This is a genomic window from Acidithiobacillus sp. (assembly GCF_049965315.1).
Lineage (GTDB): Bacteria > Pseudomonadota > Gammaproteobacteria > Acidithiobacillales > Acidithiobacillaceae > Acidithiobacillus_B.
Map to the genome: position 1 here is coordinate 1 of NZ_JBMFWL010000029.1, position 24,623 is coordinate 24,623.

Genomic DNA, 24,623 nt, shown 5'->3' on the forward strand with positions numbered 1-24,623 from the left:
CCTCTGGAATGCACCAAACTGCCGCCGCTCGATCGTGACGCTACCGTCCGGTTCCGTGAGGATGGCGCAAGCTGTGACCTGGGCCTGATGGATATCCAGGCCGATCACCCGTTGAAAAAGGGGTTGCAGTTCCATAACGGCGTCTCTCCAATTATGATCAAAAGGGAGAGATAGCGGGTGCCAGTGCCGAAATCACCAGCCTGTGGCAAGCCTCAGGCGGCCCTTTTAATGTGCGCTCTCCAGGGAGGCAATCCGGGGTACGAGTCGGCCTGGCGGGTCACGTTAGACTCGGGATGGAATCACCAAAAAATTGCTCGACCTCAATCCGCCATCTCCTCACCCCCATTCTCTTTCATCCTCTGGGGTGGCGCGAGTCGCAATGTGCGTTAGACCTCGTATAATGCTCAAGGCGCTTCTGGTCGAAGGCAGCCATCACCCGCAAGATACGGCAAGAGCCGCAAGGTTTGGAAAGTTTGGCAAGCGTCAGGGGTAAACTTTATTTCATCGTGCCGCAAGAGCGGCCCCATTGGGGCGATACGCTCTTGCCTTGGGTGCTGGCTTCGGCGCTGTTGATGGCGGCATTGGTCTATTTCTTTGTCCATATCGCCAAACCGCAGCACGTCCGCCTGCCCGCCAAGGAAGCCAATAAAACTTTCCAGATCATGCCGGAACCCATCCGCGGGCAGGCCCCGCGCACGGCGCAGAAGGCCGTCCCCCCCAAAGCCGTGGAGCGGACACCAGCCCATCCACGAACGCCACCCCAGCCGCGCGCCGCGCCCTCTCCGCGGCCCTCCCGCCACCCCATCCCGGCCCATCCGCCGCGCGTCGAGGAAAATCAGATACGGTCGCGGGAGAGGGTGAGCCCCGCCTCCGCCCCTGCGGCACCGTCCAGCCCGGCATCGCTCCCCAGGATCGACCTGGGGCGCCTGGAAACGCAGATGGACCAGGTAGCCCGGGAGGCCACGGCCAGCCCTCCCCTGCCCAAATTTGAAAACCCCAAGGGGCCGGTGGCCGACTTTTATATTGCCGGCTGGATTCAGAAGCTGGAGCGCATCGGTGACCTCAACTATCCGGGGGAAATGACCGGCAACCTCAAGGTGCGCGTCATTCTCAACCAGGATGGCGGGCTCAACCGCATCATCATCGAGCAATCCTCCGGCAAACCGGCCCTGGATGCCGCCGCCGAACGCATCATCCGCCTGTCTTTTCCCTATACGCCCTTTTCCAAGCAACTGGCGGCCCAGACCCGTAAAATCGAAATCCCTCTCAACATGCACTTCCTGGGGGTGCGTAATGTGTCGGCGTGGTGATGCGTTGCCCGAACAAGACGATGTCCGCTCCCGCTCACTCGGCCCAAGGGGCTAGGAGAAAGTCATGAAACGTCCACAGATCGGCCCGCTCCTGGTAGCCGTGCTGCTGGTGCTTTGGGCCTGTGCCATGGTGGCCCTGGTGATCATCGGCTTTACCCGGATCCAGCCTCAGGGCACCGGGAGCGCGCCCGTCCATGCCGTGCGGAGCAGCCCGCCGGCACCTGCGGAGACAGCCCATGGGCAGTAACGGCAAAAGATTTCCTTGCTGAAGCGAGGCCTTGCCCTTTCTGCTGGCGGACTGGGGGAATATGGACGATGCCCCCTAGGGCCAAAGCCCCGGGGCATTTCGTCTTAGTGGGCGGCGCTCTGCTCTTGGGCGATTTCCCGGCGCACCTCGTCCATATCCAGCGCCAGGGCCTGGGTGATGACTTCTTCCAGGGCGTTGGCGGGCAAGGACCCGGCCTGGGAAAAAATGCCGATTTGCTGGCGAAAGATCATCAACGTGGGAATGGAGCGGATCTGAAAGAAACTGCCCAGTTCCTGCTCGGCATCGGTATTGACCTTGCCAAAGACGATATCTGGATATTTCGCGGCGGCCGCCTCGAAGATCGGGGCGAAGCCGCGGCAGGGCGCGCACCAGGGCGCCCAGAAATCCACCAGCACCATGTCATTGCCTTGCACCACGGCATCGAAGTTGTGTTGACTCAGCTCTATTACGGCCATGGCGGCTCCTTTGGGCGGTTGACATGAAAACCATGCAGTAAGGACCTTAAAACCTTGACCACGGCAAGGTCAAGAGCCAAGCTTGAAAAGCGGCGGCCCCACCGCACCCGGTGCCTGTTTTCCGCCGGGAGACCACAAGGGAAGATCATGTCATTGGAAACACAGGCCTTGCCCATCATTTCGGTCAGCGACCTCAACCGCACGGCGCGCGAGATCATCGAGGGCGGCCTGCCGCTGCTCTGGGTGCAGGGCGAGATCTCCAATTTCAGCCGCCCCGCTTCGGGACATTGGTATTTCACCCTCAAGGACGAGCGCGCGCAGGTGCGCTGCGCCATGTTCCGCAACCGCAGCGCCTATTGTCGAGCCCTCCCCAAAGAGGGAATGCAGGTGCTAGTGTTGGCGCAAGCGACTCTTTATGAAGGGCGCGGAGAGTTTCAACTCGTCGTCGAACAATTGACGGCAGCCGGGGCCGGCGATCTGCAGGCGCGTTTTGAGGCCCTCAAGGCCCGTCTCCATGCCGAAGGCCTGTTCCGGCCCGAAGACAAACGTCCCATCCCCCGCTGGCCCCGCCGGGTGGCGGTGATCACCTCCCCGACGGGGGCGGCCATCCATGACATCCTGGTCACCCTCCGCCAGCGCTGGCCCATGCTGCAAGTCCTTCTCTATCCCGTAGCGGTGCAAGGCAACGAGGCCGTACCGCAGGTCCTCGCGGCCCTGGCACGGGTGGCCCAGAGGCGCAGCGAGGATGTCCTGATCATCGCCCGGGGCGGCGGCAGCAGCGAGGACCTCTGGGCCTTCAATGACGAGGCCATCGCCCGCGCCATCCGCAGTTCCCCCATCCCGGTGATCACCGGCATCGGCCACGAGATCGACTTCACCATTGCCGACTTTGCCGCCGACCTGCGCGCCGCCACTCCCACCGCCGCTGCCCAGGCCGTCAGCCCCGACCGGGCTGAGTGGCTGCCGCATCTGCGCGCCCAGGAGCATCGTCTGCGTCAAGCCATGGAACGGGCGCTACGGGAGCGTACCCTGTATCTCGATCATCTGCGTTTGCGCCTGCGCCATCCCCAGGCGTTGTTGGACGCCGCCGCAGGACGCTGGCAACGGGCCCAACATGCCCTGCGCAAATCCCTGATACCACGCCTGGAGGCGGCCTCCCATCAACTCCAGATCTGGCAATACCGCCTGCAGCAAGGCAATCCGCAACACGATGTGGATGCCTTGAACCAACGCCTGCTGACGCTGCAAATGCGCCTGCGGACCGCCATGGAGGGCCAATGGCAAAGGGCCCAGCAACATTGCCAACAACTCTCGACGCAGTTGGACATGCTTGATCCCCGGGCCGTTCTGCAACGCGGCTACGCCGTGCTGCGCGACGCCCATGGCCGCGTCTTGTACAGCGCCGCGGAGACTGCGGTGGGTGCAGAAATCACCGCCGACCTTCATCAGGGCAGCCTCTTGTGCCAAGTCCTGCGACGGGAGACTGGCGAGGCATAGCCCTGGATCCGCCAACAGCCGGTTTTTCGGATAAACGCCGGGTCGCCCGTCGCGACACCTTGCATTTATAATGCGAATGGTTACTATTAAGAAATAAAGAGCGTCCCAAGGATTCCATCCCATGTTGCAGCATATCACCCTGGAACAGATCATCCCCGGCCAATGCGCGGTCATTCAGGGGATCAGCGCCGGCCGAGAATTATCTCGCCGCATGATCGCCATGGGCCTGCGCCCGGGCAGCCAACTGCTGGTGTTACGCCGCGCGGCGCTACTCGGTCCCTTGCAGGTGCGCGTCGGCCACACCGAGATCATGATCCGCCGGGGCGAGGCGGCCAAGATCTGGGTCCAGCCCTGCCCAGGAGGCGCGGCATGAAAAAAATCGCCATCCTGGGCATGCCCAATACCGGCAAATCCACCTTCTTCAATCGCCTCACCGGCAGCATTGCCAAGGTGGGCAACTGGCCGGGCATCACCGTGGACCTCCTCAGCGCCAAGATCCTCCTGGGCGGCGACATGGTGGAAGTGGTGGACCTCCCCGGCATCTACAATCTCCACGGCTTTAGCGATGACGAGCAGGTGGTGCGGCAATTCCTCGAAGAGCAACCGGTCAATGCCCTGGCAGTCATTGCCAATCCCACCCAACTCGACCGTCAACTCGCCCTCGTCCTGCAATTGCGCAGCCTGGGGCTGCCCATGATCCTGCTGCTCAACATGAGCGACGAAGCGCGGCGCCTGGGTGTGCATATCGATGTACCTGGCCTGGCCCGGGCACTGCGGATGCCGGTGGTGGAGTTGAGCGCCAAATACGGCCAGGGCTTCCCCCAGGCGCGCCACCAGATGGAGCAGCTTCTGCGCCAGCAGGGCACAGCCCGGGCCGCGCAGACCGGATTACTGCAAGAGGATGACGCCCTCGGTCGGGAGATCAACATGCTCTTGCGCCAGCACGTGACCATACCCGTGCAGCTCAAGGCCGGCTGGAGCGAACGCATCGACAAGCTCCTGCTCCATCCCTGGCTCGGCCTGCCGCTCTTCTTCCTGGCCATGCTGCTCCTCTTCGAGGCCGTTTACGGCGTCGGCACCCCCCTCCAGGATGGCTTGGGCTGGACCCTCGATACCGCCAAGACCGCCTGGCTCATTCCCGCCCTGGCTGGCTTCCCGCCCCTTCTGCAGGATTTTCTCCTTTCCGGCATCTATGATGGCGTAGGCACGGTGCTCACCTTTTTGCCCATCATTCTGGTCTTTTTTGTGGGCATGTCCGTGGTGGAGGACAGCGGCTACCTTGCCCGCGCCGCCTTCCTCATGGATGCCCTCATGTCCAGACTGGGCCTGGACGGCCGCGCCTTCGTCATGCAGCTCATGGGCTTCGGCTGCAACGTCCCGGCCATTATGGGTACGCGCATCCTGCGCTCCCGGTCGGCGCGCTTGCTAAGCATGTTGATCATTCCCTTCTCCCTGTGTTCGGCACGGCTGCAGGTATTCCTGTTTTTCACCAGCATCCTCTTTTCGCCCCGGACCGCACCGCTGGTGCTCTTCAGTCTTTATGTCATGAGCCTGCTGGCGGCCCTCCTGACGGCCTTGGTCTGGAAGCGGCGCTTCAGCAGCTATGAACCCATGCTGCTGGAGATGCCGCCCTATCGCTTCCCCACCCTGCGCCAGATGCTCTCCCAAGGCTGGCAACAGTCCCGGCATTTTCTTGCCGGCGCCAGCGGCTTCATCGTCCTCGGCGTCGTGGCCGTATGGGCACTCACCCATTTCCCGGCGAGCGTTACTCCCGCCGGGCCCGATACCCTGGCGGGCATCCTGGCAAGCTGGCTGGAACCCGTTTTTCAGCCCCTGGGTATCGACAAGCTCCTCAGTATCGCTTTACTCTTTGGCTTCGTTGCCAAAGAAATCGTCATTGGCGCCCTGGCGGTTATTTTTGGCAGCAGCAATGAGGCCCTGGGTGGCATCATCAGCGCCCGGATGGATTGGGTCCAGGCCTACAGCTTCATGCTCTTTACCTTGATCTACACCCCCTGCCTGGCCACCGTCGCGGCGTTGCAGCGGGAAAGTCGGAGCTGGGGTTTTACCAGCTTTAGCCTGCTGTGGTCCCTGGGCCTCGCCTGGATCACCAGCTTTTTATTCTATCAGGGCGCACGCGCCCTTGGCTTATGAGGAGTTTTCATGACAAATCCGCAGGTTGCACTGCACACCAATCACGGCGAAATCGTTATCGAACTGGATGCCGAAAAAGCCCCGAAAACAGCCGAAAATTTTCTCCACTATCTGGACGAGGGCTTTTTTGACGGGACCATTTTCCATCGCGTCATCCCCGGCTTCATGATCCAGGGCGGTGGTTTCGATGCGCAGATGAAACAGAAGGGAACCCACGCTCCCATCGCCAACGAGGCGGAAAACGGGCTGAAAAATCTGCGCGGCACCCTGGCCATGGCGCGCACCAATGACCCCCATTCCGCCACTGCGCAGTTTTTCATCAATTTAGTGGACAATGCCTTCCTCGACTTCAAGTCGGCGTCCGGATCGGGCTGGGGTTATGCGGTTTTTGGCAAGGTCCTGGTGGGCATGGATGTGGTGGACAAGATCGCCAAGACCCCTACCGGCAACAGTGGCGGGCATCAGGATGTACCCAAGGAAACGGTCCTCATCGAGCGCGCGGAACGCCTTCCGGCGGCTTGAGGACTTGGTGGTGCTGGACATGGGGGATGGGGCGGACGGCCCCGTCCTTTTTATTTCCGATCTCCACCTGGGGCCGGACCGACCGGATCTGCAGGCCCTCTTCCACGCCTTTTGCGCGGGGCCGGCCCGCCAGGCACGGGCGCTTTTCATTCTGGGCGACCTCTTCGACTACTGGATCCATCCGGCGCAGGCCGGGGAGTCGGCCTATGCCGCGCCCCTGGGCGATCTTGCTGCGCTGACCGAGGAGGGAGTACCTGTCTATCTGCTGGTGGGTAACCGGGATTTTCCCTTGTCCCCGGCATTCCTGAGACGCTATGGCATCACCCTCATTCCCGACCCCAGCGCCCTGCGCCTGGGCACCAAGCGTGTCCTCCTCACCCACGGCGACCTCCTCTGCAGCAATGATCATCGCTATCAGCGCTTCCGCCGCATCATCCGCCATCCCCTCACCCGCTTCCTGCTGCGGCCCTTACCCTATCCCTGGCTGCGCCGTCTCGCCCAAGGCCTGCGCCGGGGCAGCCAACGGGAGGTGGCGCGCAAGCCCATCACCATCACCGACGCCCATCCCGACGCCGTCGCCGCCGCCCTGCGGGGCGCAGACCCCTTTGCCAGCCCCCTTGCTCCCCATCAGATCCTCATCCATGGCCATACCCACCGCCCCCAATGGGAGGAGATCACCCCCGGCCAACAGCACCGCCTGGTCCTGGGGGCGTGGGATTCCGCAGGGGCGTTTTACGGAACCTGGGATGGCAAGGCCATGAATCTGGTCTTTTTCCATGGGATCAGGGAGCCATCGACGTGAAGGGAGCGACGCAATGGAAAATAACAATCAGCACAATGAGTTATCGGATGTTTTTGCGGATGTGGGGAGCAGTTCGCAGGGACTCAGCAGCGCCGAGGCCCAAGCGCGCCTGATAAAATTCGGGCCGAACCGGCTGCCCCCTTCTCCGCCCAAGCCTTGGTGGCGACGGTTTCTGGACCAGTTTCGCAACCCCCTCATCGCCATCCTGGTCCTTGCCGCCTTTTTGTCCTGGCTCTTGGGGCATCCCGTTGACAGCGCGGTGATCTGGGCGGTCATCCTCATCAATACGATCCTCGGCTTCGTGCAGGAATACCGTGCGGAAAATGCCGTGGCTGCCCTCCAGTCGCTCCTGGATCCTCACGTCCTGGCGCTGCGCGATGGCCGCTGGGAGGCCCTGCCCGCCGCCAGGATCGTCCCCGGTGATGTATTAGCCGTGCAAGCAGGGGAACGCATCAGCGCCGACCTCGCCCTCGTCGAGGCCCGCGAATTGGCAATGGATGAATCCATGCTCAGCGGCGAATCCTTCCCCGTGCCCAAGGCAGCGCTGCCCCGGCAACACAGTGCGGCAGCGGACGCCGCGGAGGAGGAAAAACGGCAGAGCATGATCTATGCCGGCACCCTGGTCACCGCCGGCAGCGGCCTGGGCATCGTCCTCTTCACCGGTGCCGCCACGGCGATTGGCCGCATTCAGGCCCTGATGACCAGCCTGCCGCCCGTCGAGACCCCGTTGCTGCGGCGGGTCAACCGGCTCGCCGGGAGCTTGAGCGCCGCCGTCCTGGTCCTGGCGGCGCTGGCCCTGGCCGTAGGGCTCAGCCATGGCCAGGGGCTGGAAAATACCTTGCTGGCCGCCGTCAGCCTGGCCGTAGCCATCATCCCCGAAGGCTTGCCCGCCGTCATCAGCATCACGCTGGCCCTGGGTGTACAGCGCATGGCCCGCCGCGGTGCCATCCTGCGTCAGTTGCCAGCCGTGGAAACCTTGGGATCGGTCACGGTGATCTGTACGGACAAGACCGGAACCCTCACCGAAAATCGCATGCAGGTGGCCACGGCACTCCTCGCGGAAAGCACCATCCACGCGCCCTTCACCGGATCCTCGCCCCAGGATCAAGAGGCCCTGGCCAAACTGGCGACGGCAGCGGTGTTGTGCAACGATGCACACTTGGGGGAGCAGGGGAAAGGCCTGGGGGACCCCATGGAACAGGCCCTTCTCCACTTCGCCCATCATCTCGGGCTCATCTCCACAGCGATTCGCGAAACCCATCCCCGACGGGATACCCTCCCCTTTCAGCACGAGCGCAAGTTCATGGCGACCGCCCATGACGAAGGCCGCGTCTTTCTCAAAGGCGCCCCGGAGGTCATCCTCGACCTCTGCGCGTGGGAATGGCATCCCCAGGGAGGGCCCCCAGGCCATTGACCGAAAAGCCTGGCGGGAGCGCATCGAGGCCCTGGCGGAGGACGGCATGCGCACCCTCGCCCTGGCCTCGGGCCGGTCGCCGGAGGGTTCCTGGAAGGACCCCGCCCAGGGGGGATGGACACTCCTGGGGGCGGTAGCACTCCTCGATCCGCCGCGGCCGGGCGTCCGGGAGGCCATTCAACGCTGCCTGGCGGCAGGGATTCGCATGCAAATGATCACCGGCGATCATCCGCGCACCGCCGCAGCCATCGCCCGCCAACTGGGGTTCTTGGCCCCCGGCGATGCGGTCGTCACCCATGGGCAATGGAAAGCGGCGTCCCCGACGGAACGGCGGCACCTGGCCGCCACCACCAAGGTCTTCGCCCGGGTCCATCCCGAAGACAAGCTGCAACTGGTGGAAACCTTGCAGCAGCAAGGCGAAATCGTCGCCATGACCGGCGACGGGGTGAACGATGCCCCGGCCCTGCGCCGGGCGGACATCGGTGTCGCCATGGGCCGTTCCGGCAGTGATGTGGCCCGGGAAGCCGCGGCCATGGTCTTGAGTGACGATCATTTCGCCCATATCGTCGATGCCGTCGCCGAGGGACGGAGGGTCTATGCCAATATCCGCAAGACCCTGCAGTTCATGCTGCCAACCAGCTTTGCCCAGGGCCTGGTCGTGTTGCTGGCCGTCCTGCTCGACACCGAGATGCCCATCACACCCTTGCAGATTCTTTGGGTCAACACCCTCACCGCCAGCACCATGGCCCTGGTCTTCGCCTTTATGGGGAGTGACCCCCGGTTGATGGAACAAGCCCCCCGCCCGCCCCGGGAGGGGCTGATACCGCCCGCCCTCTGGCGCCGGATGGCCGTCTTTACCGTCCTCATGGTGGCCATCGTCTTCCTGATTTTCCATTATGACCGCCACAGCTTGGCCCAAGCGCGCACCCTGGCGGTGGATGCCCTCATGACCATGGAAGCCGCCCTCCTCATCGCCCTCTATGGGCGGCCGCGCCAGGACCGGGGAGATGCGGCGGCCGGCCTGGCCCTGCTCCTGTGCCTGGTCAGCCAGTACCTTTTTGGAGCCTTACCGGGTCTGCAACGATTATTCGCCACCAGCAACCCCGACGGGGCCGACCTGCCCATCCTCCTGGGTGCGGGGATTCTGTCCTACGGCGTGGCGCGTATCCTCTGGGGCGCAGACCCCAGGGCGGTTGCGGCGTCCGGGAAGGAGGCATCCCAAAAGGCCGGCGGGAAAGCGCCATAGGCCCGCGCGAGAAAGGCGGCCGCGGATTCTGCGGCCAGGGCCGTAGCCAGGAAACGCCGCCAGCGGCGGGCGCCCGGCAAGCCGTGGGCGAGGCCATGGAGATGGCGGGCGAGGCGCGGGGCAGGCAAGGCCCCGTCTGCCGCCTCGGCATAATGGCGCAGGTCCTGGAGGATGGATCCCGGGCTGGGATTCCAGTCTACCCGCCCCAGCGCGCGTTCCGCCGCCGCCAGCAAGGCCGGCTGCCCATAGGCCGCCCGCCCGATCATGACCCCATCCACCTGCCGAAGATGCCCGAGGATGGCGGAGACACTCTCCACGCCGCCATTGATCTCCAGGCGCAAACGGGGGAAATCCATCTTCAGGCGATAGACCCAGGCGTAACGCAAGGGCGGGATCTCCCGGTTGGCGGCGGGATCCAGACCCTGGAGCCAGGCATTGCGCGCATGGACGATGAAATGTCCGCAGCCCGCCTCTGCCACCGTTTCCACGAAACGGGCGAGAAGATCATAGTCTTCCTCACGATCCAGCCCCAGGCGATGCTTGACGCTCACGGGCAGGCCACTCTCCGCCATGGCGGCCACCAGCTCCGCCACGAGGCTGGGTGCGGCCATGAGGCAGGCACCGAAGCGACCCGCCTGCACCTTGGGGGAGGGACAGCCGACATTGAGATTAAGCCCGTCATAGCCGTAGGCCGCCCCCATGGCCGCCGCCCGGGCCATGGCCGAAGGGTCATCGCCGGCCAGTTGCAGGACCAGTGGATGCTCCTCCGGCGAAAACACCAGAAAACGCTCGGGATCCCGCCCATGAAGCAAGGCAGCCGCCGTCACCATCTCCGTATAAAGGACGCAGGACGGGCAGAACAGGCGCAGATAGTAACGGCAGTGGCGATCGGTCCAGTCCAGCATGGGGGCCACGGAGATGCGCCCTTCCAGCCGCTGGGCGGGGAGAGGGCTTGGCAAGTCCGGCGCTGCCTCCCTGATCACGGCCGGGAATCTGCTCACGCACTCACGACCAGGCCGTCATGGGCAGGGACGACCCCTGGCGGCAGGAGCGCAGCCAATTCGGCATAATCCACATCATGGGTCATGTGGGTAAGATAGGTACGGCGCGCGCCGATTCGGCGTGCCCACAGCAAGGCCTCTTCCACATTGAGATGGGTCGGATGCTCCTCGTAGCGCAAGCAGTCAATGATGAGGAGATCCAACTCCCGGAGCAAGGCCAGACTCTCGGCGGGGATCGTTTTCAAATCGGTGAGATAGGCCACGTTATTGAAGCGATAGCCAAAAATTGGCAGATTGCCGTGCAGGAGCGTGATGGGCGTAACCCGCACCGGCCCAAAACCCAAACCCCCGGAAATCTCCGTAATGGAAAGGGATGGCTTCGCCCAGGCGGCGTCGGGAGGGAGGAAACAGTAACGAAAACGCTCGACCAGCTCTTGCCCCGTGCGGGCGTCGGCAAAGCAGGGAATGATCTCTTTTTGCGCGAAATTGAAGGCACGCAGGTCGTCAATGCCGTTGATATGATCCGCATGAAAATGCGTGAACAAAACGGCGCTGATGTTGAGAACGCCGGCGCGCAGGATTTGTTGGCGCAAATCCGGCCCCGTATCCACGAGCAGGCGCACATCCCCTTCTTCCACGAGGATGCTGGCCCGCAAGCGCTGATTGCGGGGGTCCTTGCTGCGGCAGACCCGGCACTGGCAGGTCATGACCGGCGTACCGGCGCTGGAACCCGTTCCCAGAAAGGTGATCTTCATGCGCCATCCGCTACCGGCACCCGAAAGAGCCGGTGAAAATTGGCCGTACTTTGGCCGGCCAGATCGGCATAGGGAACCCCGCGAAGATCGGCAATGAACCGTCCCACGTCAGCGACATAGCCAGGCTCATTCCGTTTTCCGCGGTGCGGCGCGGGGGCAAGATAGGGGGCATCGGTTTCCACCAACAGCCGATCCAGGGGAACTCTCCGGGCGATATCCTGCAAATCAAGAGATTTTTTGAACGTCACGATGCCCGAAAAGGAAATATAAAATCCCAAATCCATCGCCGCAACGGCAAAGGCCCAATCCTCGGTAAAACAATGAATAACTCCACCAGCCCGATCTGCCCCCTCGGTGCGCAACATGGCCAGGGTATCCTGGGCCGCCTGGCGGGTGTGGACGATCAGGGGTTTTCCGGCCTTTTTGGCCACCTCGATGTGCCGGGAAAAACGCTCCTTTTGCCAGGTCGGAGCCTCCCCACTGCGAAAATAGTCGAGGCCGGTCTCGCCCACCGCCACCACTTTTTCCTGTTGTACGGCGGCCAGGAGATCCGCCTCACTGGGTGAATGCTCCGGCGACTCGTTGGGATGCACCCCCATTCCCGCCCAGAGGGGCTGGTGCCGACGCACCAAATCCAGCAACCGCGGCCAATGCTCCTGGCTGACCGCGGCGATGAGGATCTGCGCCACACCGGCTTGGGCCGCCCGTTCCAGGACTTCCGGACGATCCGCGTCAAAGTCCGCAAAATCCAGATGGCAATGGGAATCCACGATCATCGGCGTCTTTGGCTCCTCCACCTTCATGCCTCTCCCTTGCCAGGCATCTGTTCCCTTCCGACGCCGCACCCAACACCATGGCGTTGCCGGTAGGCCTCAAAGAGGCAGATACCCGTTGCCACCGAAACATTCAGGCTCCCTCCGCGCCCTTCCATGGGGATATGCGCCAAAAAATCGCAATGGGCCCGGGTCAGACGCCGCAAGCCCTTTTCCTCGCCGCCCATGATCATCACCATGGGGCCGCGCAGATCCAGTGCATAGAGGCTTTTATCCCCCTCCCCCGCCATCCCCACCACCCAAAAGCCATGCTCTTGCAAAAGGCCCAAGGTTCGCGCCAGATTGGTGACGGGAATCACCGGCAGGCGCGAAGCGGAGCCCGCCGCCACCTTGCGCACCGTGGCGTTGACCGGGCAGGCATTATCCTTGGGCAACAACACCGCCGTTACCCCGGCCCCTTCGGCGCTGCGCAGACAGGCCCCGAGATTATGGGGATCGAGCACCCCGTCGAGAATCAAAAACAGGGCCGGGGCCTTTCCTTCCAGCCCCGCCAGCAGGGTCGGCAAATCCAGCATGGGTAACGGATGGAGCAGCCCGCCCACGCCCTGGTGCTTGTCGCTGCCCACCTTGCGCGCCAGATCCCCGCTACGGGTTTCGATGACGGGCAGATCTCCGGATTGGGCCTGCTCAACCAGGGCCCTTACCCGAGACTCCCCCTGCCGTTCCGGCACCACCCAGAGTTCCGCCAGTTCACCGGCCGCCAAGGCCGCTGCCACGGCATGGAGGCCGTAGATGCTGTCCAGGCCCTCGTTAACTTTCATGATGGCAGCGGCCTTGATCCCGCCGATCCAAAAAACGGCCCGGCGCGCCGAGACGCCCCAAGCTGCGTTGCTCGGGGGCCAGCCACGGCAAACCCACCTGGGCCAGGGCAGCCCGCTCATCCTCGGCCGGCGCCTGATCCCAACCCTGGCGCGAGCGAAGTCCTGCCACAAAATCCGTCGGCCCGGTGTGGGCAAGCTGGGCGAAACCGAAGAGTGCCCCGGGAGACTGGAAAAACTTCACCCAAATGCCCTCGGCGCTCATGGCCTCCCGCTTTTCCGCAACGACCTCCACAAAAATTGCGCACGTCGGCAGGGCTTCGCCCCAGGCCTCGGGGCTGAGGATCCCTTTTTTGATGAACTCCAGGCGACCTGCCCAGGGCTGCCCACGACGCAGCGGACCGGTCCTTTCCAGAAACCAGCCCTGCCCCCGGGCCCAGTCCAGAATGCGCGTCTCCAGCCCCGCCAGGAGGACCGGATCGGGTGATGCAGGCAGACCGACGTGCGCCCGATCCATCGGCACCTAGCCGTTTTGCTGAGGAATGACGGTAATCTCTACGCGCCGGTTCAACTGTCGTCCGGCAGGAGTGGCATTGCTGGCAATGGGATCGGCCTCGCCCATGCCGACCACCTGGATCCGCGCCGGATCGACGCCCTGGGTGATCAAATAGTTGGCTATGGTCTGGGCACGGTCCCGGGAGAGCTGCAGATTGTAGCTGGGCGACCCGGTATTGTCCGTATAGCCGGTAACCAGCACGCGGGAATTGGGATATTGGTTGAGCACCTGGGCAATATTGTTGAGTGCCGCGCTGTTGCTGGTGGCCAGTTCCGTGGAGTTGGTCCTGAAAAAGGCCTGCCCGCTCAAGCGCAGATTGATGGCCTGTTGACGATTGGCCAACTGGACCCGCTGAATGGCCACCTGGTTCGCGGCCTCCTGAGCCGCCAGGCGCTGCTGGAACTCCTGTTGCTGCTGATCCATGGCATAACCCACGGCCCCGCCGGCCAGCGCACCCACACCCGCGCCGATGGCCGCCCCCGCCAAAGGATTGCCGGTCTGATTGCCGATGATGGCGCCCAGGGCGGCGCCCCCCAAGGCACCTACCGTAGCCCCCGTCTCGGTCTTTTGATAACCGGGCGTGGCGCAGCCGCCCAAGGCGAGAAGGCCCGCCAATACCCACACGCCATGCCCTACGTATATGCGCTGCTGATGCATTATTTCTCCCTCCTATGGATGATTGGAAAAGCGCATTCTCGAGTTGTTCGAGTTGCCCTCGGCCTTGCGCCCTTTTTCAAAAGGCGTCAAAAATGTCATCGATGATATTGTCCGCTACCGCAAAGCCAGCACCCAGCCCCAAGCCCGTCACGACGCTGCCCATCAGCCCGCTACCCATGCTTGGGCCAGCCGCGTTGCCCCAGGGCCGCTGCTGCATGCCCGGATTCATGCCGCCCTGCCCCATATTCTGCATCTGCATCTCCATTTGCTGAAGACGCTGGGCCATTTGCTGCATCATCAGGGCGATGGACTGGTTCTGCTGTTGCAAGCTCATCGCCAGCCCGCGCAAATCCATGGTCAACTCCCGCGCCGTCAGATCATCGGGCGCCAGGGCGCGAATCCGCCCGGCCAGTTGTTGCAGCGTCTGAATATTATTTTGGCTCTGCTGTTGCAATTGGTTGTATTGCTGTTCCAGCATTTGATAATCCATGCCTTGCTCCTTTCATTATCATCCGTAATTGCCAAACTCCTTAGCCAAAACCATCCGATACCGCAGCGACGAACTACGCCCGGAACGGCTGGAACGTATTCATCCGCCGGCCGGTTAGAGGAACCGGACGGCCTTTTGGTTCCCGCTCATTGCTCTTCCAGGCGCATCCGCCGCTCCCAGACCCGCCAGACCCCCCGGGCCAGCAGCACCAGGATAGGCCCGATAATGAGGCCGATCAATCCAAACGCCTCGGCGCCGCCCAAGATGCTGAAAAACACCAGGAAAAATGGCGCCTGGGTTTGCGACCCCGTCAGCAGGGGGCGCACCACCAGGTCCGCAACGGTAATCACCAGCAAGCCCCAGCCCAGCACCAGGAAACCGGCGATCCAGTGTCCGGTCAAGACGAGCCACAAGGTGGCCGTAGCCACCACGACCGTCGCGCCGAAGGGCAACGGCGAAATGATAGCCGTAGCCACCAGCCACAAAGGCCACATGCCCAGGCCGGCCACGGCGTAGGCCATCCCGATGAATACCCCCTCGACGACCCCCACCCCGATCAAGCCGATCAGCACCGAGCGTGCGGCTTCCCGGCACGCCCGCAAAAAGCGGTCGCCGCGATCCCGCCCCCAGAGCTGGGTCACCAGCAGCCGCAGGGTCTCGCCGATACGCTCCCCGTGCAGGGACAGGGCGAAGACCGTCAAGGCCGCAAAAAAGGTATGCAGCACAAAAACCCACAGTTGGCCCAGGGAATTGGTGATCAAATCGGAATGGCTGCTGAGCAGGGTCGAAATATAGGCCCCGTTGAACTGCTGAAGATGACTGGCGAGCCAGTGCCCGATATAGGGAAGCTGTTCCAGTTGCGGAGGCATGGGAATGAGGGGGGCCCCCGATTGCCAGCGTGCGGCGAGCAGGACCAGGCGCGGCGCCGAGGCGTCGACGATCACCACGGCAGGGATGATGATGATGGCTACCCACGCCAGCGCATGGATGAGGGCGCTCAGCCAGCGCGGCAGGAAAAAATGCCGTTCCAGGCGCATCTGCCATGGCCATCCCACCGTCGCCAGGACGGCACCCATCAACAGCGGCCCGGCAAAAGGACTCAGGGTATAGGCAGCCCCGGCATAAATGAGCACCAGGACGACCGTCCCCCAAGCGGCATACCGTGTTTTCTCCTGCCCCGCCTTGCCCTGCATGCTGTTCTCCCCGGCCACCTGCCTGACTATATTGTCGTATCATACAGGACCGCAGGAAAAGCGTCCTTCCCCCGGATGGCAAGGGGGCAACGGCCAGCGCGGCTTTGCCGCGCCTTGACTGTCGAGCGGCCGCATTCAATAATCGCAACATAGTTGCATCTACCGGGGATATCCATGCGCAAACCGCACCGTTTCTGGATCATCGTTTCCCAAGTCGTTTTCTGGACCTGGGCCACCGCGGCCGCCCAGGCCGCCCCACTTTCCGTAGTGGCCGCCGAGAGCACCTACGGAGTGATCGCCGAAGCCATTGGCGGCCCCAATGTCCGGGTCGAAAGCATCATCAAAAACCCCAATGTCGACCCCCATCTTTTTGAAGCCGATCCGGCCGTGGCGCGGGAAGTGGCACAGGCCAGGGTGGTGGTGCTCAACGGGATTGGCTATGACCGATGGATGGAAAAACTCCTGGCCGCCAACCCGGTACCCGGCAGGCAGGTCCTCATCGCCGCCGATCTGGATCCGCATCTCATCATGGCCGACAAGAATCCGCATATTTTTTATGATCCCCGCGTCGCCCTGCTCACGGCCGCCCGCCTGACCCAACTCTTTTCCCAGGACGATCCGGCCCATGCGCCGCAATTTGCGCAGAACTTCACAAACTTTTCCCAATCCCTGCTGCAGATCTATAGCGCCGCCCAGGCGGTCATGGCCCGACACCCGGCCCTGACCGTGACCGCCACCGAGCCGGTTTTCGGCTACATGCTCAGATACTTGGGGTATGACAGCATCAATGAGAAATTCCAGTTCAACGTGATGAACGATACCGAAGCGGCGCCCAAGGAGGTCGCCCGTTTCGATAACAGCCTGCGCAGCCATCAGGTCGCCGTGCTTTTTTATAATGAACAGGTCACCGACTCCCTCACCCAGCGCATCAAGGGCATCGCCAGAGACGCCGGCGTGCCCATCGTCGGGGTCGATGAGTTTGTGCCTCCCCATACCGGCTATGTACAATGGCAGGTGCAAACCCTACGGGCCTTGGACAAGGCATTGACGAACACAGCAGGAAACAGGACCCATTGACTCCCATGCCGGCCATTGAAGGCAGCGGGCTGACTTGCCAGCTCGGCGGCCGTGCGGTTTTTGCCCATTTGCAGCTACAAATTCCGCATGGCGGCTTCGTGGGGATATTCGGCCCCAACGGGGCCGGCAAGACTTCCCTCCTGCGCGCCTTGCTGGGGCTGATTCCCCTTCAGGATGGCACCCTGCGGATCCTGGGGGGGGATGCGCGCGGGGCGCGCACGCAGATCGGCTATGTGAGCCAGTCCGAACCCAAAGAGGCCGAGGGCCGGCTGAGCGTGGCGGCTTTTGTGGGTGCGGCGTGGCGCGGGGAACGCTGGGGCTTCAACTGGCGCCTGACGGCCCTGCACCAGGCCGTCCGCAGGGCGCTGGAGCGGGTGAATGCAGATCACCTGGCGTCTCGCCCCCTGCAATCCTTGTCCGGCGGACAGCGGCAACGGGTGCGCATTGCCCAGGCCCTGGTCAATCCCGCCCGGATACTCCTGCTGGACGAACCCCTCAACAATCTCGACCCGCAGTCCCAGCAACAAGTCCTGCAACTGGCCAAGACCCTCACCCGGCAGGAAAACATGACCGTCCTCATGACCGCCCATGATATCAACCCCTTGCTGCCCTTTATGGATCATGTGCTGTATCTGGCCAACGGCAAGGGACGGATGGGCACGGTCAATGATCTCCTCACCACGCCCATGCTCAGCGAGCTTTATGGCACCCCGGTCAGGGTCAGCGAGCATGACGGGATGCTGTCCATCCGCGTGGGCGACGGTTTCATTCCCGAGACCAGCCACCATTGCCACGACCACGGAGCCCAGCCATGATCATGGGGCTGGAATACGCCTTCATGCGCCATGCGCTGGCGGCGGGGACGGCCATTGCCGTGGTTTCGGCGGCCGTCGGCTATTTCGTCACCTTGCGGCGCCAGGCCTTTGCGGCCCACGCCCTGTCCCATGTGGGTTTTGCCGGCGCCGCCGGGGCGATTTTGTTGAGCCTCGACCCTTACGTGGGCCTTTTCGTGATCACCTTTCTGGCCGCCCTGGGACTCGCCTGGTCGGGCCAGCGCTTGAGCGAAAGGGATGTGGGCGTGGGCATGATCCTGATGTTTTCCCTGGGCCTGGGCGTGCTTTTTTTGAATCTTTACACCGCCAACGCCCAAGCGGCCATGAGCATCCTTTTCGGCAGCATCGTGGGCGTCACCACCGGTCAGGCCTGGCTATCGGTGGGTGTCGCCAGCGGTGCCTTGCTGCTATTGGCCGCCATGCTGCGGCCATTGCTGTACATGAGCCTCAATGAGGAGGCGGCTGCCGGACGCGGGGTGCCGGTGAAACGGCTGAATACCCTTTTCCTGGGATTGCTGGCGATCACCGTGGCCATCGCCGTACCCATCATCGGCGCCCTGCTGATTTTTGCCCTCCTGGTTGGCCCCCCCGCCGCCGCCCAGTTGCTCAGCAAGAATGTCTTCACCGGCATCCTGACGGCGGTGGCATTGGGCATTGGCGAAACCTGGGCGGGCATCGGCTGCGCCTATTATATCGGCTATCCGGCAAGCACTTGGATCGCCTCCCTGAGTTTTTTCGTGTACCTTGGGGCAACGGCCATCGGACCCTGGCGAGAACGGGGGAGCAACGATTCCACGGTGGTAACGGCGGCGGATCCGTCCGGCAAGGGCCTCTGATCAGCGAATCGCCCCGCCCGACGGCCGCCTGACGCATCGCCAGAATTTTTTTGCGCCATCATCCGTGTTTCGAACTGTGGCCCCCCTTGACGGTCCAATCATTTGGATTCTGGCGGGGCGTCAAGCCATGGTTTTGGCCAGCGGCAAGACGCACGCTGGGAATCTCTGCTATAACAGCTAGCATAATGTCGGGCATGACACCCCGCACCCGAGGAGAAAAGCGATGAATCCAAACCAAACCCAGTTTCCCGACAGCATGACGCCACCCACACAGGGGGCTGCGGCGGGCTCCATCGGCGCGCTGATGGGCAAGACCTACGCCCTCCTCGCCGCCACCCTGGCCGTTTCGGCGGTGGCCTCCTTTTATGGCATGCATTCCCCTTTTGCCTACGAGCACCCGTTCATCCTGATGATCGGGTCCTTCGCCCTGCTCTTTGTCATTCAGTACACCGGCGCCCATCATAGCCCCGTAGCCATGCCCCTGGTGTTTCTATTTGCGGCCGGCATGGGCATGATGATGGGTCCGGCCATTGAGATGTATTTACGCATGCCCGGCGGGGCGAACGTTATCGCCGAGGCCCTGGGCACCACGGCGGCCATGTTCGTGGGCTTGTCCGTCTATGGCCTGACGACCCGCCGCGACTTCAGTCAGATAGGCGGATTCTTGTTGACCGGCCTGATCGTGGCCATCGTGGTTTCCCTGGTGAATATCTTCCTGTTGCACCTGCCCGTATTGCAGTTGGCCATTGCGGGCGTGCTGGTGCTGGTCTTTAGCGGGCTGATCATTTTTGATACCCAGCGCATGGTCCGCGGCGGCATGCAGGAGCCCGTCCTGCTGGTAGTGGGGCTCTATCTGGATATCATCAACCTGTTCATGGCCCTGTTGGAGATTTTTGGCAACCGCGAATAGCGGAGCGCCAAATCCAGAAACGAAAAGGGCCTCGACTTAACGCCTAAGCGAAAAAAGGAAATAGGCATGTCCGTCGAACAAAGCCCGGTTCTCATCCTGACCATCAACGACTGCCCAGGCATGCGCGTCGTCCGTGTCATTGGGCCGGTCTACGGCACCGGTGTCCGATCCCGCAACCTCGTCGGGAATTTCCTCGGTGGCGTCCGGGCCATCTTCGGCGGCAAGCAGGCGGGGTATCTCAAGATGATTGCCCAGACCCGCGATGACGCCCTGGCCCAACTGGCCGAGCATGCCCGCTCCCTGGGCGCCAACGCCGTACTTAGCATGCGCTTTGATTCCGGGGAGTTTGCAGGCCAAGGCCAGGCCATGAACGAGGTCACGGCCTATGGAACCGCCGTAGTGGTCGAACAAAATTAACCCGATGAAACGGCTTCCGACAAGGCATCTGTTATTTTTGGTCGGCACTCTCCTGCTGAACGGTTGCGCACAAACCGGTCCCGCCATAGCAAAAAATACCGGCCTGCAGGTCAGCCCTCATGGACGCTACAGCGGCCTCTACCAGGCGTCCTTAACGCAAGCCACCACCGCCGCCAAGGAGGCCTTGCAGGAAATCGGCATGAGCTATGATGCGGTGGTAACCAAAACTCCGACACAGGTCCTCATTCAAGGCGTGACGTTGAAGCACCAGGTAGTCCAGGTCACCCTCGACGCTCACAATGCCCAGCAGACGGAGGTAAGCATTCACTCCGGCTACTATGGGAATAAACGGCTATCCCTGCAGTTTCAACGATTGCTCGCTGAAGACCTGCGAGCAGGGGAGAAAAGCCGTTGACCATGCCCAAAACCATACCCCATACTTTCCTCAGCAAACTCACCCAGATACACCGCGTCATCCTCTTCCGGTCCCGAGCCCGGGTTGATGCCAAGTGCGAATCGGATGTTGATCTCGCCAGCGGCGCCCCTGGAGCCATCCCTGACCAGGGGCAGGAGATCATGGCGGTCTTAGCGGGAGGCGGACACCCTGTTGGGCATTGATGCCGTTCGTTATGATGAACTCCCGGAGGGGAGAGCGCCCTTTCGCACCTGCAAATATCGTCCGGATCCGCCCGCCCAGCGGGTCCATCATAATCATCCCTCCTCCAACACCAACCCGAGTGCCAAAGGTGGCGGACTCATACAATCCATTGACGGGTCGATGGCCTGTGGCCTATGCTGAAGCCTATGTCGAAAGGGAGGTGTTACCATGCATACGGAACGCCATGTACGTTTTTTTCGCAATGGCCGCAATCAAGCGGTTCGTATTCCCCGTGAGTTCGAGATGGACGCGCAAGAGGCCATCATGCGGCGTGAGGATGATCGCTTGATTATCGAGCCGGTAAAACGCAAAGGGCTTCTGGCTACTCTGGCGAGTCTTTCTGCCTTGGATGAGGAGTTCCCGGATACGGATCGCGATCTTCTCCCACTGGATGACATCGAATTGTGAGTGGGACCCGCCGCTACCTGCTGGACACCAACATTCTGTCGGATTTGATCAGGCATCCACAGGGTATAGTGGCACAGAGGATTACCGTTGTCGGCGAGGCGGCCGTATGCACCTCCATTGTGGTGGTTTGTGAATTACGGTATGGCGCAGCAAAGAAAAATTCTCCCCGACTCGCAGAGCAGATGAACGCCGTTATCGCGGCCATGGATGTGCTCCCCTATGACGCGCCGGCCGATCAGACTTATGCGGAAATCCGTCAACACCTTGCCTCCTGCGGCCAGCCCATTGGTCCGAATGACTTGCTCATTGCCTCCCATGCACTGGCAGTCAAGGCCATATTGGTGAGCGCCAATGTGGGCGAGTTTTCCCGAGTGCCCGGGCTCATAGTGCACAATTGGCTGCCATGATCAAAAACCCTCTACAACAAGGCCTGCATCTTGAAAACCTACTGTTCCTCTGGCTGGCAATCCATATAAACCTAGCAGCATTATGGTAGGTAGTTCTAATGGGCGATTAGCAGCGGAAACAGTCGTTCATGTCAATCGTCATAGCCTTGTATCTCGCCGGAAACGGAAAGGTCAATAAAATTCGCCTGCGGAACCGGCTAAGAGTGAGGCGGGTGTTCGAGAAGACTGCGCGGGGGAAGAGTTTCCGTAGGCACATCAATTCCGGCCCACCTCCGGGCAAGCTGGTCGAGGCCGTCAAGTACGTTTCCCAGTTCCTGACCACGCTCAGTCAGACCATAGCTCACCTCCGGCGGCACCGTTGGGCGATAATCACGGTAGATGATACCCGCTTCCTCAAGTAGGCGCAGACGTTCGGTCAGAACACGGGCTGAAATCTTGCCCACGGCGCGCTGCAGGGCACCAAAGCGCAACGGTCCCTGATTGCGCAAGATCCAAAGAATGTAAGTGGTCCAAGGTCCCATCAGCAAGCGTAACAGGGAGTCCATGGGACAGGCGAACTGTTGCTGAGTTTTTCCCATAGTTACTAATTAGTACCTACTTTACAAAAGTATTTATGGCCATAATATGCAAGGCAAGATGGGCGCGCAAGCGGTGTCCGCAAGGAGATTGACCATGAATGCAACAGTTATCGTACGGCAGACCCGATCCATTGAGCGGATCGTGAGCGGTCGACCTACTTCCGACGGGGCCGGCGTGAAACTCCTTCGCCTCTTCGCGGGCGATCTGCAGAAACGTCTCGACCCCTTTCTGATGCTTGATCTCTTCGGCAGCGAAAACCCCGACGATTACATCGCGGGCTTTCCCGATCATCCTCACCGCGGCTTCGAAACCATCACCTACATGCTGGCCGGTCGCATGCGGCATCACGATAGTGCCGGCCACGAAGGAATCCTAGAAAGGGGCGGGGTGCAGTGGATGATTGCCGGTCGCGGGGTGATCCACTCGGAAATCCCGCAACAGGTTGCGGGCCGGATGGCCGGTTTTCAGCTATGGCTGAACCTGCCTGCGGCGGACAAAATGCGCGAACCCTGGTATCGCGATTTTCAGGCCGCGGACGTACCGCATGTCGGCTGCGCCGATGACGTCGGGATCACGGTCATAGCCGGTCGCTGTTGTGGAGTGCAAGGCGCGGTGGAGCGCCCCGTGACCGAGCCGCTGATCCTCGATCTCCATCTGCCCCAGGGAGTCACTTTTCTGCAGGAGGTTCCGGCCGGGCATCACGCTTTTCTGGTGCCCCATCAAGGCAGGGTCGAAATTGCGGGTCAGCAGGTACCCGAGGGCCAACTCGCCATTCTTGGCAATGACGGGGACGGCGTGCAGATCACCGCACAGTCGGAGAGTAGCGTTCTGCTGGTGGCCGGCAAGCCTCTGGGAGAACCTATCGCGCAATACGGTCCTTTCGTGATGAACAATGCGGAGCAGTTAGAACAAGCCCTCCAAGATTATCGCGCCGGCCGCCTGGCCTAATGAGATCGGCATTTGTAGTCAATAGAAGGAGATGACAATGAGCAACATTCTGGTGCTGTACCACAGCCTGTGGGGTCATGTAGAGCAGATGGCCGAGGCCGAGGCCGAAGGTGCTCGCTCGGTAGCGGGGGTGAACGTGACCCTGAAACGAGTTCCCGAGAGCCTCGATGCCGAAAAGCAGGCCGCCCTGCACGTCAAGGCGCAGGCCGCGCCCGAAGCCGATCCCCACGAATTGGGCGAGTATGACGCAATCCTGTTCGGTACTCCGACTCGATTTGGCAACATGAGCGGTCAGATGCGCAATTTCCTCGACCGCACCGGTGAGCTCTGGCAAAAAGGCGCGTTGGTGGGAAAAGTCGGTAGCGTGTTTGTCAGCACCGCCACGCAGCACGGCGGTCAGGAGAGCACCATCCTGAGTTTTCACCCCTTTTTATTCCATCAGGGCATGATCGTCGTCGGCGTGCCGTATTCCTGCCCGGAGCTGAGCAACATGGAAGAAATCTCCGGCGGCACTCCTTACGGTGCCAGTACTCTGGCCAGGGTTGACGGCAGCCGCCAGCCCTCGGCCAATGAGTTGGCCATCGCCCGTTTTCAGGGCCGCCATGTGGCGGAAATCACGCAACGGCTGTTTTCTTGACGCAAAGGAGATCCCCCATGTTTCCTCGTTACCTCTCGTCACCCTTGCTGGGCGCCACGCTCTCTCTGGGTCTTGTCGGGACAGCCGTAGCTGCGCCCCCATCTTATGTACCGTTGAACGGCAATCCCAACGGGACCTACCGCATTGATGCCCAGCATACCAATGTCTTCTTTACCATTGGTCACGTGGGGATCGCGCAGTTCACCGGCCGCTTCGATCGGATCTCGGGAACCTACACATTCAATGGGCGTCACCCGCAGCGGGACAAGGTGGATATCACCATCCCAGCGGCGAGCATCAACACCAATTTTGCCCTGCGCGATGAACATTTGCGCAGCAAAGAATTTTTTGACGTGAAAAGGTATCCAAACATTACCTTTGTCGGCACACGGTACACACCGGACGGGGCGCATGGCGGCACCTTGAGGGGGAATCTGACTCTGCACGGGGTTAGCAAGCCTGTGGTTTTTTTGGTGCGCGAAGTGGGTGCCGGCGAGGTCTCTTACCTACCCAAACCCTGGGGAGGATATCTTTCGGGCTTTGTCGCAACGACCACGATTCATCGTTCCGATTTTGGGATGACGGCCTATCTCCCCGAAGGGCTATCCAACGCCATCCACATCGAAGTGGAAGTCGAGGGAGTCAAGGAGTAGTTGCGCCTGAGTACGGTCAAAGAGGTTGATGGCTTGGGGTGCGCTGACGATCACGTTGCGTGAGGGTCTGAGGGTAAACCCCCTCGAGGAACGTGAACAAAGGCTCCTGTTGGGGGAATGTCACCTTCCGACCAAGAAAAGGACCTCGCCAGTGTGCCACAACCTTCTGCATGATCCCAAAATATTTCAGTTGTTGTACCGTGTTGATGAAGCCCTTGCCGAAGAAACCAGGACCACTCGGTGTGCCTGTGGTGGGAAGTGGCATCGGGCGGACTACCTGAATCCCCCCGAGTTTTGTGGAGGGCTTTATTCGTTCCTCATGCTGCTTTTGAGGTCGGCAGTTTCAACT

30 protein-coding genes and 1 pseudogene are annotated in these 24,623 nt (G+C 61.8%); 20 read left to right on the top strand and 11 right to left on the bottom strand.

What is annotated here, in order from left to right; all coding sequences use genetic code 11:
• Positions 1-135: pseudogene (locus tag ACP5MM_RS07710) on the bottom strand (IS110 family transposase); the annotation flags it as partial.
• A gap of 338 nt (positions 136-473) precedes the next feature.
• On the opposite strand from ACP5MM_RS07710, the gene ACP5MM_RS07715 reads away from it, so the two are divergent.
• Positions 474-1,310, top strand: a complete 837-nt coding sequence (locus ACP5MM_RS07715; protein ID WP_427932872.1) for a TonB family protein — start codon at positions 474-476, stop codon at positions 1,308-1,310.
• Positions 1,311-1,374: 64 nt separating this feature from the next.
• Positions 1,375-1,557: a hypothetical protein gene (locus tag ACP5MM_RS07720; RefSeq protein WP_427932874.1), complete on the top strand. Its 183-nt coding sequence runs from the start codon at positions 1,375-1,377 to the stop codon at positions 1,555-1,557.
• Positions 1,558-1,661: 104 nt separating this feature from the next.
• On the opposite strand, the gene trxA is transcribed toward ACP5MM_RS07720, so the two are convergent.
• The gene (gene trxA, locus ACP5MM_RS07725; RefSeq protein WP_427932875.1) at positions 1,662-2,033 is read right to left on the bottom strand and encodes a thioredoxin; all 372 of its coding nucleotides are present in this window, start codon (positions 2,031-2,033) and stop codon (positions 1,662-1,664) included.
• A 147-nt stretch (positions 2,034-2,180) separates the two neighbouring features.
• Here trxA and xseA point away from each other — a divergent pair, with 147 nt between their 5' ends.
• The 7 genes from xseA to ACP5MM_RS07760 all read left to right on the top strand — a co-directional run bounded on the left by xseA (position 2,181) and on the right by ACP5MM_RS07760 (position 9,668).
• Complete coding sequence (xseA, locus tag ACP5MM_RS07730) at positions 2,181-3,530, top strand: exodeoxyribonuclease VII large subunit (RefSeq protein ID WP_427932877.1); 1,350 nt, start codon at positions 2,181-2,183, stop codon at positions 3,528-3,530.
• Positions 3,531-3,651: 121 nt separating this feature from the next.
• Positions 3,652-3,903, top strand: coding sequence for a FeoA family protein (locus ACP5MM_RS07735; RefSeq protein WP_427932879.1), 252 nt, complete (start codon positions 3,652-3,654; stop codon positions 3,901-3,903).
• Positions 3,900-5,684 carry a ferrous iron transport protein B gene (gene feoB, locus ACP5MM_RS07740; protein ID WP_427934354.1) on the top strand — a complete coding sequence of 595 codons (1,785 nt, stop codon included), beginning with the start codon at positions 3,900-3,902 and terminating at the stop codon, positions 5,682-5,684. Before ACP5MM_RS07735 ends, feoB begins: the two co-directional genes overlap by 4 nt.
• Before the next feature lie 9 nt (positions 5,685-5,693).
• On the top strand, positions 5,694-6,206 hold the full coding sequence (locus ACP5MM_RS07745) for a peptidylprolyl isomerase (protein WP_427932883.1): 513 nt from the start codon (positions 5,694-5,696) through the stop codon (positions 6,204-6,206).
• Positions 6,207-6,225: 19 nt separating this feature from the next.
• Positions 6,226-7,008: a UDP-2,3-diacylglucosamine diphosphatase gene (locus ACP5MM_RS07750; RefSeq protein ID WP_427932888.1), complete on the top strand. Its 783-nt coding sequence runs from the start codon at positions 6,226-6,228 to the stop codon at positions 7,006-7,008.
• Between the two features lie 13 nt (positions 7,009-7,021).
• On the top strand, positions 7,022-8,422 hold the full coding sequence (locus tag ACP5MM_RS07755) for a cation-translocating P-type ATPase (protein WP_427934355.1): 1,401 nt from the start codon (positions 7,022-7,024) through the stop codon (positions 8,420-8,422).
• A gap of 46 nt (positions 8,423-8,468) precedes the next feature.
• A complete protein-coding gene (locus ACP5MM_RS07760) occupies positions 8,469-9,668 on the top strand; it encodes an HAD-IC family P-type ATPase (RefSeq protein ID WP_427934356.1) in 1,200 nt (399 codons plus the stop codon).
• Here the strand turns inward: ACP5MM_RS07760 and dusA are convergent.
• From dusA to ACP5MM_RS07800, 8 genes are all read right to left on the bottom strand, one after another.
• Entirely contained in the window at positions 9,572-10,627 is a 1,056-nt protein-coding gene (gene dusA / locus ACP5MM_RS07765) for a tRNA dihydrouridine(20/20a) synthase DusA (RefSeq protein ID WP_427934357.1), read from the bottom strand. The two genes, ACP5MM_RS07760 and dusA, sit on opposite strands and share 97 nt — an antisense overlap.
• 38 nt (positions 10,628-10,665) lie before the next feature.
• The gene (locus ACP5MM_RS07770) at positions 10,666-11,424 is read right to left on the bottom strand and encodes an MBL fold metallo-hydrolase (protein ID WP_427932708.1); all 759 of its coding nucleotides are present in this window, start codon (positions 11,422-11,424) and stop codon (positions 10,666-10,668) included.
• The gene (locus tag ACP5MM_RS07775; RefSeq protein ID WP_427934358.1) at positions 11,421-12,227 is read right to left on the bottom strand and encodes a TatD family hydrolase; all 807 of its coding nucleotides are present in this window, start codon (positions 12,225-12,227) and stop codon (positions 11,421-11,423) included. Before ACP5MM_RS07775 ends, ACP5MM_RS07770 begins: the two co-directional genes overlap by 4 nt.
• A complete protein-coding gene (rlmB, locus tag ACP5MM_RS07780) occupies positions 12,224-13,018 on the bottom strand; it encodes a 23S rRNA (guanosine(2251)-2'-O)-methyltransferase RlmB (protein ID WP_427932706.1) in 795 nt (264 codons plus the stop codon). The genes ACP5MM_RS07775 and rlmB overlap by 4 nt, the downstream gene beginning before the upstream one ends.
• On the bottom strand, positions 13,008-13,532 hold the full coding sequence (locus tag ACP5MM_RS07785) for a hypothetical protein (RefSeq protein WP_427932704.1): 525 nt from the start codon (positions 13,530-13,532) through the stop codon (positions 13,008-13,010). The genes rlmB and ACP5MM_RS07785 overlap by 11 nt, the downstream gene beginning before the upstream one ends.
• Positions 13,533-13,538: 6 nt before the next feature.
• Entirely contained in the window at positions 13,539-14,228 is a 690-nt protein-coding gene (locus ACP5MM_RS07790) for an OmpA family protein (protein ID WP_427932703.1), read from the bottom strand.
• A 76-nt stretch (positions 14,229-14,304) separates the two neighbouring features.
• Positions 14,305-14,718 carry a hypothetical protein gene (locus ACP5MM_RS07795; protein WP_427932701.1) on the bottom strand — a complete coding sequence of 138 codons (414 nt, stop codon included), beginning with the start codon at positions 14,716-14,718 and terminating at the stop codon, positions 14,305-14,307.
• A gap of 146 nt (positions 14,719-14,864) precedes the next feature.
• Positions 14,865-15,911, bottom strand: coding sequence for an AI-2E family transporter (locus ACP5MM_RS07800; protein ID WP_427932699.1), 1,047 nt, complete (start codon positions 15,909-15,911; stop codon positions 14,865-14,867).
• Between the two features lie 174 nt (positions 15,912-16,085).
• On the opposite strand from ACP5MM_RS07800, the gene ACP5MM_RS07805 reads away from it, so the two are divergent.
• From ACP5MM_RS07805 to ACP5MM_RS07840, 8 genes are all read left to right on the top strand, one after another.
• Positions 16,086-16,988, top strand: a complete 903-nt coding sequence (locus ACP5MM_RS07805) for a metal ABC transporter solute-binding protein, Zn/Mn family (RefSeq protein ID WP_427934359.1) — start codon at positions 16,086-16,088, stop codon at positions 16,986-16,988.
• 5 nt (positions 16,989-16,993) lie between these two features.
• A complete protein-coding gene (locus tag ACP5MM_RS07810) occupies positions 16,994-17,803 on the top strand; it encodes a metal ABC transporter ATP-binding protein (RefSeq protein ID WP_427934360.1) in 810 nt (269 codons plus the stop codon).
• Positions 17,800-18,657 (top strand): metal ABC transporter permease, encoded by an 858-nt coding sequence (locus ACP5MM_RS07815; RefSeq protein WP_427932694.1) that lies wholly within the window; start codon positions 17,800-17,802, stop codon positions 18,655-18,657. Before ACP5MM_RS07810 ends, ACP5MM_RS07815 begins: the two co-directional genes overlap by 4 nt.
• Before the next feature lie 223 nt (positions 18,658-18,880).
• On the top strand, positions 18,881-19,567 hold the full coding sequence (locus ACP5MM_RS07820; protein WP_427932693.1) for a Bax inhibitor-1/YccA family protein: 687 nt from the start codon (positions 18,881-18,883) through the stop codon (positions 19,565-19,567).
• Positions 19,568-19,633: 66 nt separating this feature from the next.
• The gene (locus ACP5MM_RS07825) at positions 19,634-19,984 is read left to right on the top strand and encodes a YbjQ family protein (RefSeq protein WP_427934361.1); all 351 of its coding nucleotides are present in this window, start codon (positions 19,634-19,636) and stop codon (positions 19,982-19,984) included.
• 37 nt (positions 19,985-20,021) lie between these two features.
• Entirely contained in the window at positions 20,022-20,399 is a 378-nt protein-coding gene (locus tag ACP5MM_RS07830) for a DUF3568 family protein (RefSeq protein WP_427932689.1), read from the top strand.
• A 411-nt stretch (positions 20,400-20,810) separates the two neighbouring features.
• Positions 20,811-21,050, top strand: a complete 240-nt coding sequence (locus ACP5MM_RS07835; RefSeq protein ID WP_014029108.1) for an antitoxin — start codon at positions 20,811-20,813, stop codon at positions 21,048-21,050.
• On the top strand, positions 21,047-21,457 hold the full coding sequence (locus ACP5MM_RS07840) for a type II toxin-antitoxin system VapC family toxin (protein ID WP_427934362.1): 411 nt from the start codon (positions 21,047-21,049) through the stop codon (positions 21,455-21,457). The genes ACP5MM_RS07835 and ACP5MM_RS07840 overlap by 4 nt, the downstream gene beginning before the upstream one ends.
• Before the next feature lie 197 nt (positions 21,458-21,654).
• Here ACP5MM_RS07840 and ACP5MM_RS07845 read toward each other — a convergent pair whose 3' ends face one another.
• Positions 21,655-22,035, bottom strand: a complete 381-nt coding sequence (locus ACP5MM_RS07845) for a winged helix-turn-helix transcriptional regulator (RefSeq protein ID WP_427934363.1) — start codon at positions 22,033-22,035, stop codon at positions 21,655-21,657.
• Positions 22,036-22,093: 58 nt separating this feature from the next.
• Between ACP5MM_RS07845 and ACP5MM_RS07850 the strand changes: the two genes are divergently transcribed.
• From ACP5MM_RS07850 to ACP5MM_RS07860, 3 genes are read left to right on the top strand one after another with little or no spacing between them, the layout of a single operon-like run.
• Positions 22,094-22,984 carry a pirin family protein gene (locus ACP5MM_RS07850; RefSeq protein WP_427934364.1) on the top strand — a complete coding sequence of 297 codons (891 nt, stop codon included), beginning with the start codon at positions 22,094-22,096 and terminating at the stop codon, positions 22,982-22,984.
• A gap of 37 nt (positions 22,985-23,021) precedes the next feature.
• On the top strand, positions 23,022-23,621 hold the full coding sequence (gene wrbA / locus ACP5MM_RS07855) for an NAD(P)H:quinone oxidoreductase (protein ID WP_427932683.1): 600 nt from the start codon (positions 23,022-23,024) through the stop codon (positions 23,619-23,621).
• 17 nt (positions 23,622-23,638) lie between these two features.
• Positions 23,639-24,274, top strand: coding sequence for a YceI family protein (locus ACP5MM_RS07860; protein WP_427934365.1), 636 nt, complete (start codon positions 23,639-23,641; stop codon positions 24,272-24,274).
• The last annotated feature ends 349 nt before the right edge of the window (positions 24,275-24,623 follow it).

Coding starts and splice junctions, on each gene's coding strand:
- ACP5MM_RS07860 (WP_427934365.1), top strand. CDS start 23,639: ATGTTTCCTCGTTACCTCTCGTCACCCTTGCTGGGCGCCACGCTCTCT.
- ACP5MM_RS07770 (WP_427932708.1), bottom strand. CDS start 11,424: ATGAAGATCACCTTTCTGGGAACGGGTTCCAGCGCCGGTACGCCGGTC.
- ACP5MM_RS07735 (WP_427932879.1), top strand. CDS start 3,652: ATGTTGCAGCATATCACCCTGGAACAGATCATCCCCGGCCAATGCGCG.
- ACP5MM_RS07790 (WP_427932703.1), bottom strand. CDS start 14,228: ATGCATCAGCAGCGCATATACGTAGGGCATGGCGTGTGGGTATTGGCG.
- ACP5MM_RS07795 (WP_427932701.1), bottom strand. CDS start 14,718: ATGGATTATCAAATGCTGGAACAGCAATACAACCAATTGCAACAGCAG.
- ACP5MM_RS07750 (WP_427932888.1), top strand. CDS start 6,226: ATGGGGGATGGGGCGGACGGCCCCGTCCTTTTTATTTCCGATCTCCAC.
- ACP5MM_RS07815 (WP_427932694.1), top strand. CDS start 17,800: ATGATCATGGGGCTGGAATACGCCTTCATGCGCCATGCGCTGGCGGCG.
- xseA (WP_427932877.1), top strand. CDS start 2,181: ATGTCATTGGAAACACAGGCCTTGCCCATCATTTCGGTCAGCGACCTC.
- feoB (WP_427934354.1), top strand. CDS start 3,900: ATGAAAAAAATCGCCATCCTGGGCATGCCCAATACCGGCAAATCCACC.
- ACP5MM_RS07825 (WP_427934361.1), top strand. CDS start 19,634: ATGTCCGTCGAACAAAGCCCGGTTCTCATCCTGACCATCAACGACTGC.
- ACP5MM_RS07850 (WP_427934364.1), top strand. CDS start 22,094: ATGGGCGCGCAAGCGGTGTCCGCAAGGAGATTGACCATGAATGCAACA.
- ACP5MM_RS07835 (WP_014029108.1), top strand. CDS start 20,811: ATGCATACGGAACGCCATGTACGTTTTTTTCGCAATGGCCGCAATCAA.
- ACP5MM_RS07745 (WP_427932883.1), top strand. CDS start 5,694: ATGACAAATCCGCAGGTTGCACTGCACACCAATCACGGCGAAATCGTT.
- ACP5MM_RS07820 (WP_427932693.1), top strand. CDS start 18,881: ATGAATCCAAACCAAACCCAGTTTCCCGACAGCATGACGCCACCCACA.
- ACP5MM_RS07720 (WP_427932874.1), top strand. CDS start 1,375: ATGAAACGTCCACAGATCGGCCCGCTCCTGGTAGCCGTGCTGCTGGTG.
- trxA (WP_427932875.1), bottom strand. CDS start 2,033: ATGGCCGTAATAGAGCTGAGTCAACACAACTTCGATGCCGTGGTGCAA.
- ACP5MM_RS07800 (WP_427932699.1), bottom strand. CDS start 15,911: ATGCAGGGCAAGGCGGGGCAGGAGAAAACACGGTATGCCGCTTGGGGG.
- ACP5MM_RS07755 (WP_427934355.1), top strand. CDS start 7,022: ATGGAAAATAACAATCAGCACAATGAGTTATCGGATGTTTTTGCGGAT.
- ACP5MM_RS07810 (WP_427934360.1), top strand. CDS start 16,994: ATGCCGGCCATTGAAGGCAGCGGGCTGACTTGCCAGCTCGGCGGCCGT.
- ACP5MM_RS07805 (WP_427934359.1), top strand. CDS start 16,086: ATGCGCAAACCGCACCGTTTCTGGATCATCGTTTCCCAAGTCGTTTTC.
- ACP5MM_RS07760 (WP_427934356.1), top strand. CDS start 8,469: ATGCGCACCCTCGCCCTGGCCTCGGGCCGGTCGCCGGAGGGTTCCTGG.
- wrbA (WP_427932683.1), top strand. CDS start 23,022: ATGAGCAACATTCTGGTGCTGTACCACAGCCTGTGGGGTCATGTAGAG.
- ACP5MM_RS07845 (WP_427934363.1), bottom strand. CDS start 22,035: ATGGGAAAAACTCAGCAACAGTTCGCCTGTCCCATGGACTCCCTGTTA.
- ACP5MM_RS07775 (WP_427934358.1), bottom strand. CDS start 12,227: ATGAAGGTGGAGGAGCCAAAGACGCCGATGATCGTGGATTCCCATTGC.
- ACP5MM_RS07785 (WP_427932704.1), bottom strand. CDS start 13,532: ATGGATCGGGCGCACGTCGGTCTGCCTGCATCACCCGATCCGGTCCTC.
- rlmB (WP_427932706.1), bottom strand. CDS start 13,018: ATGAAAGTTAACGAGGGCCTGGACAGCATCTACGGCCTCCATGCCGTG.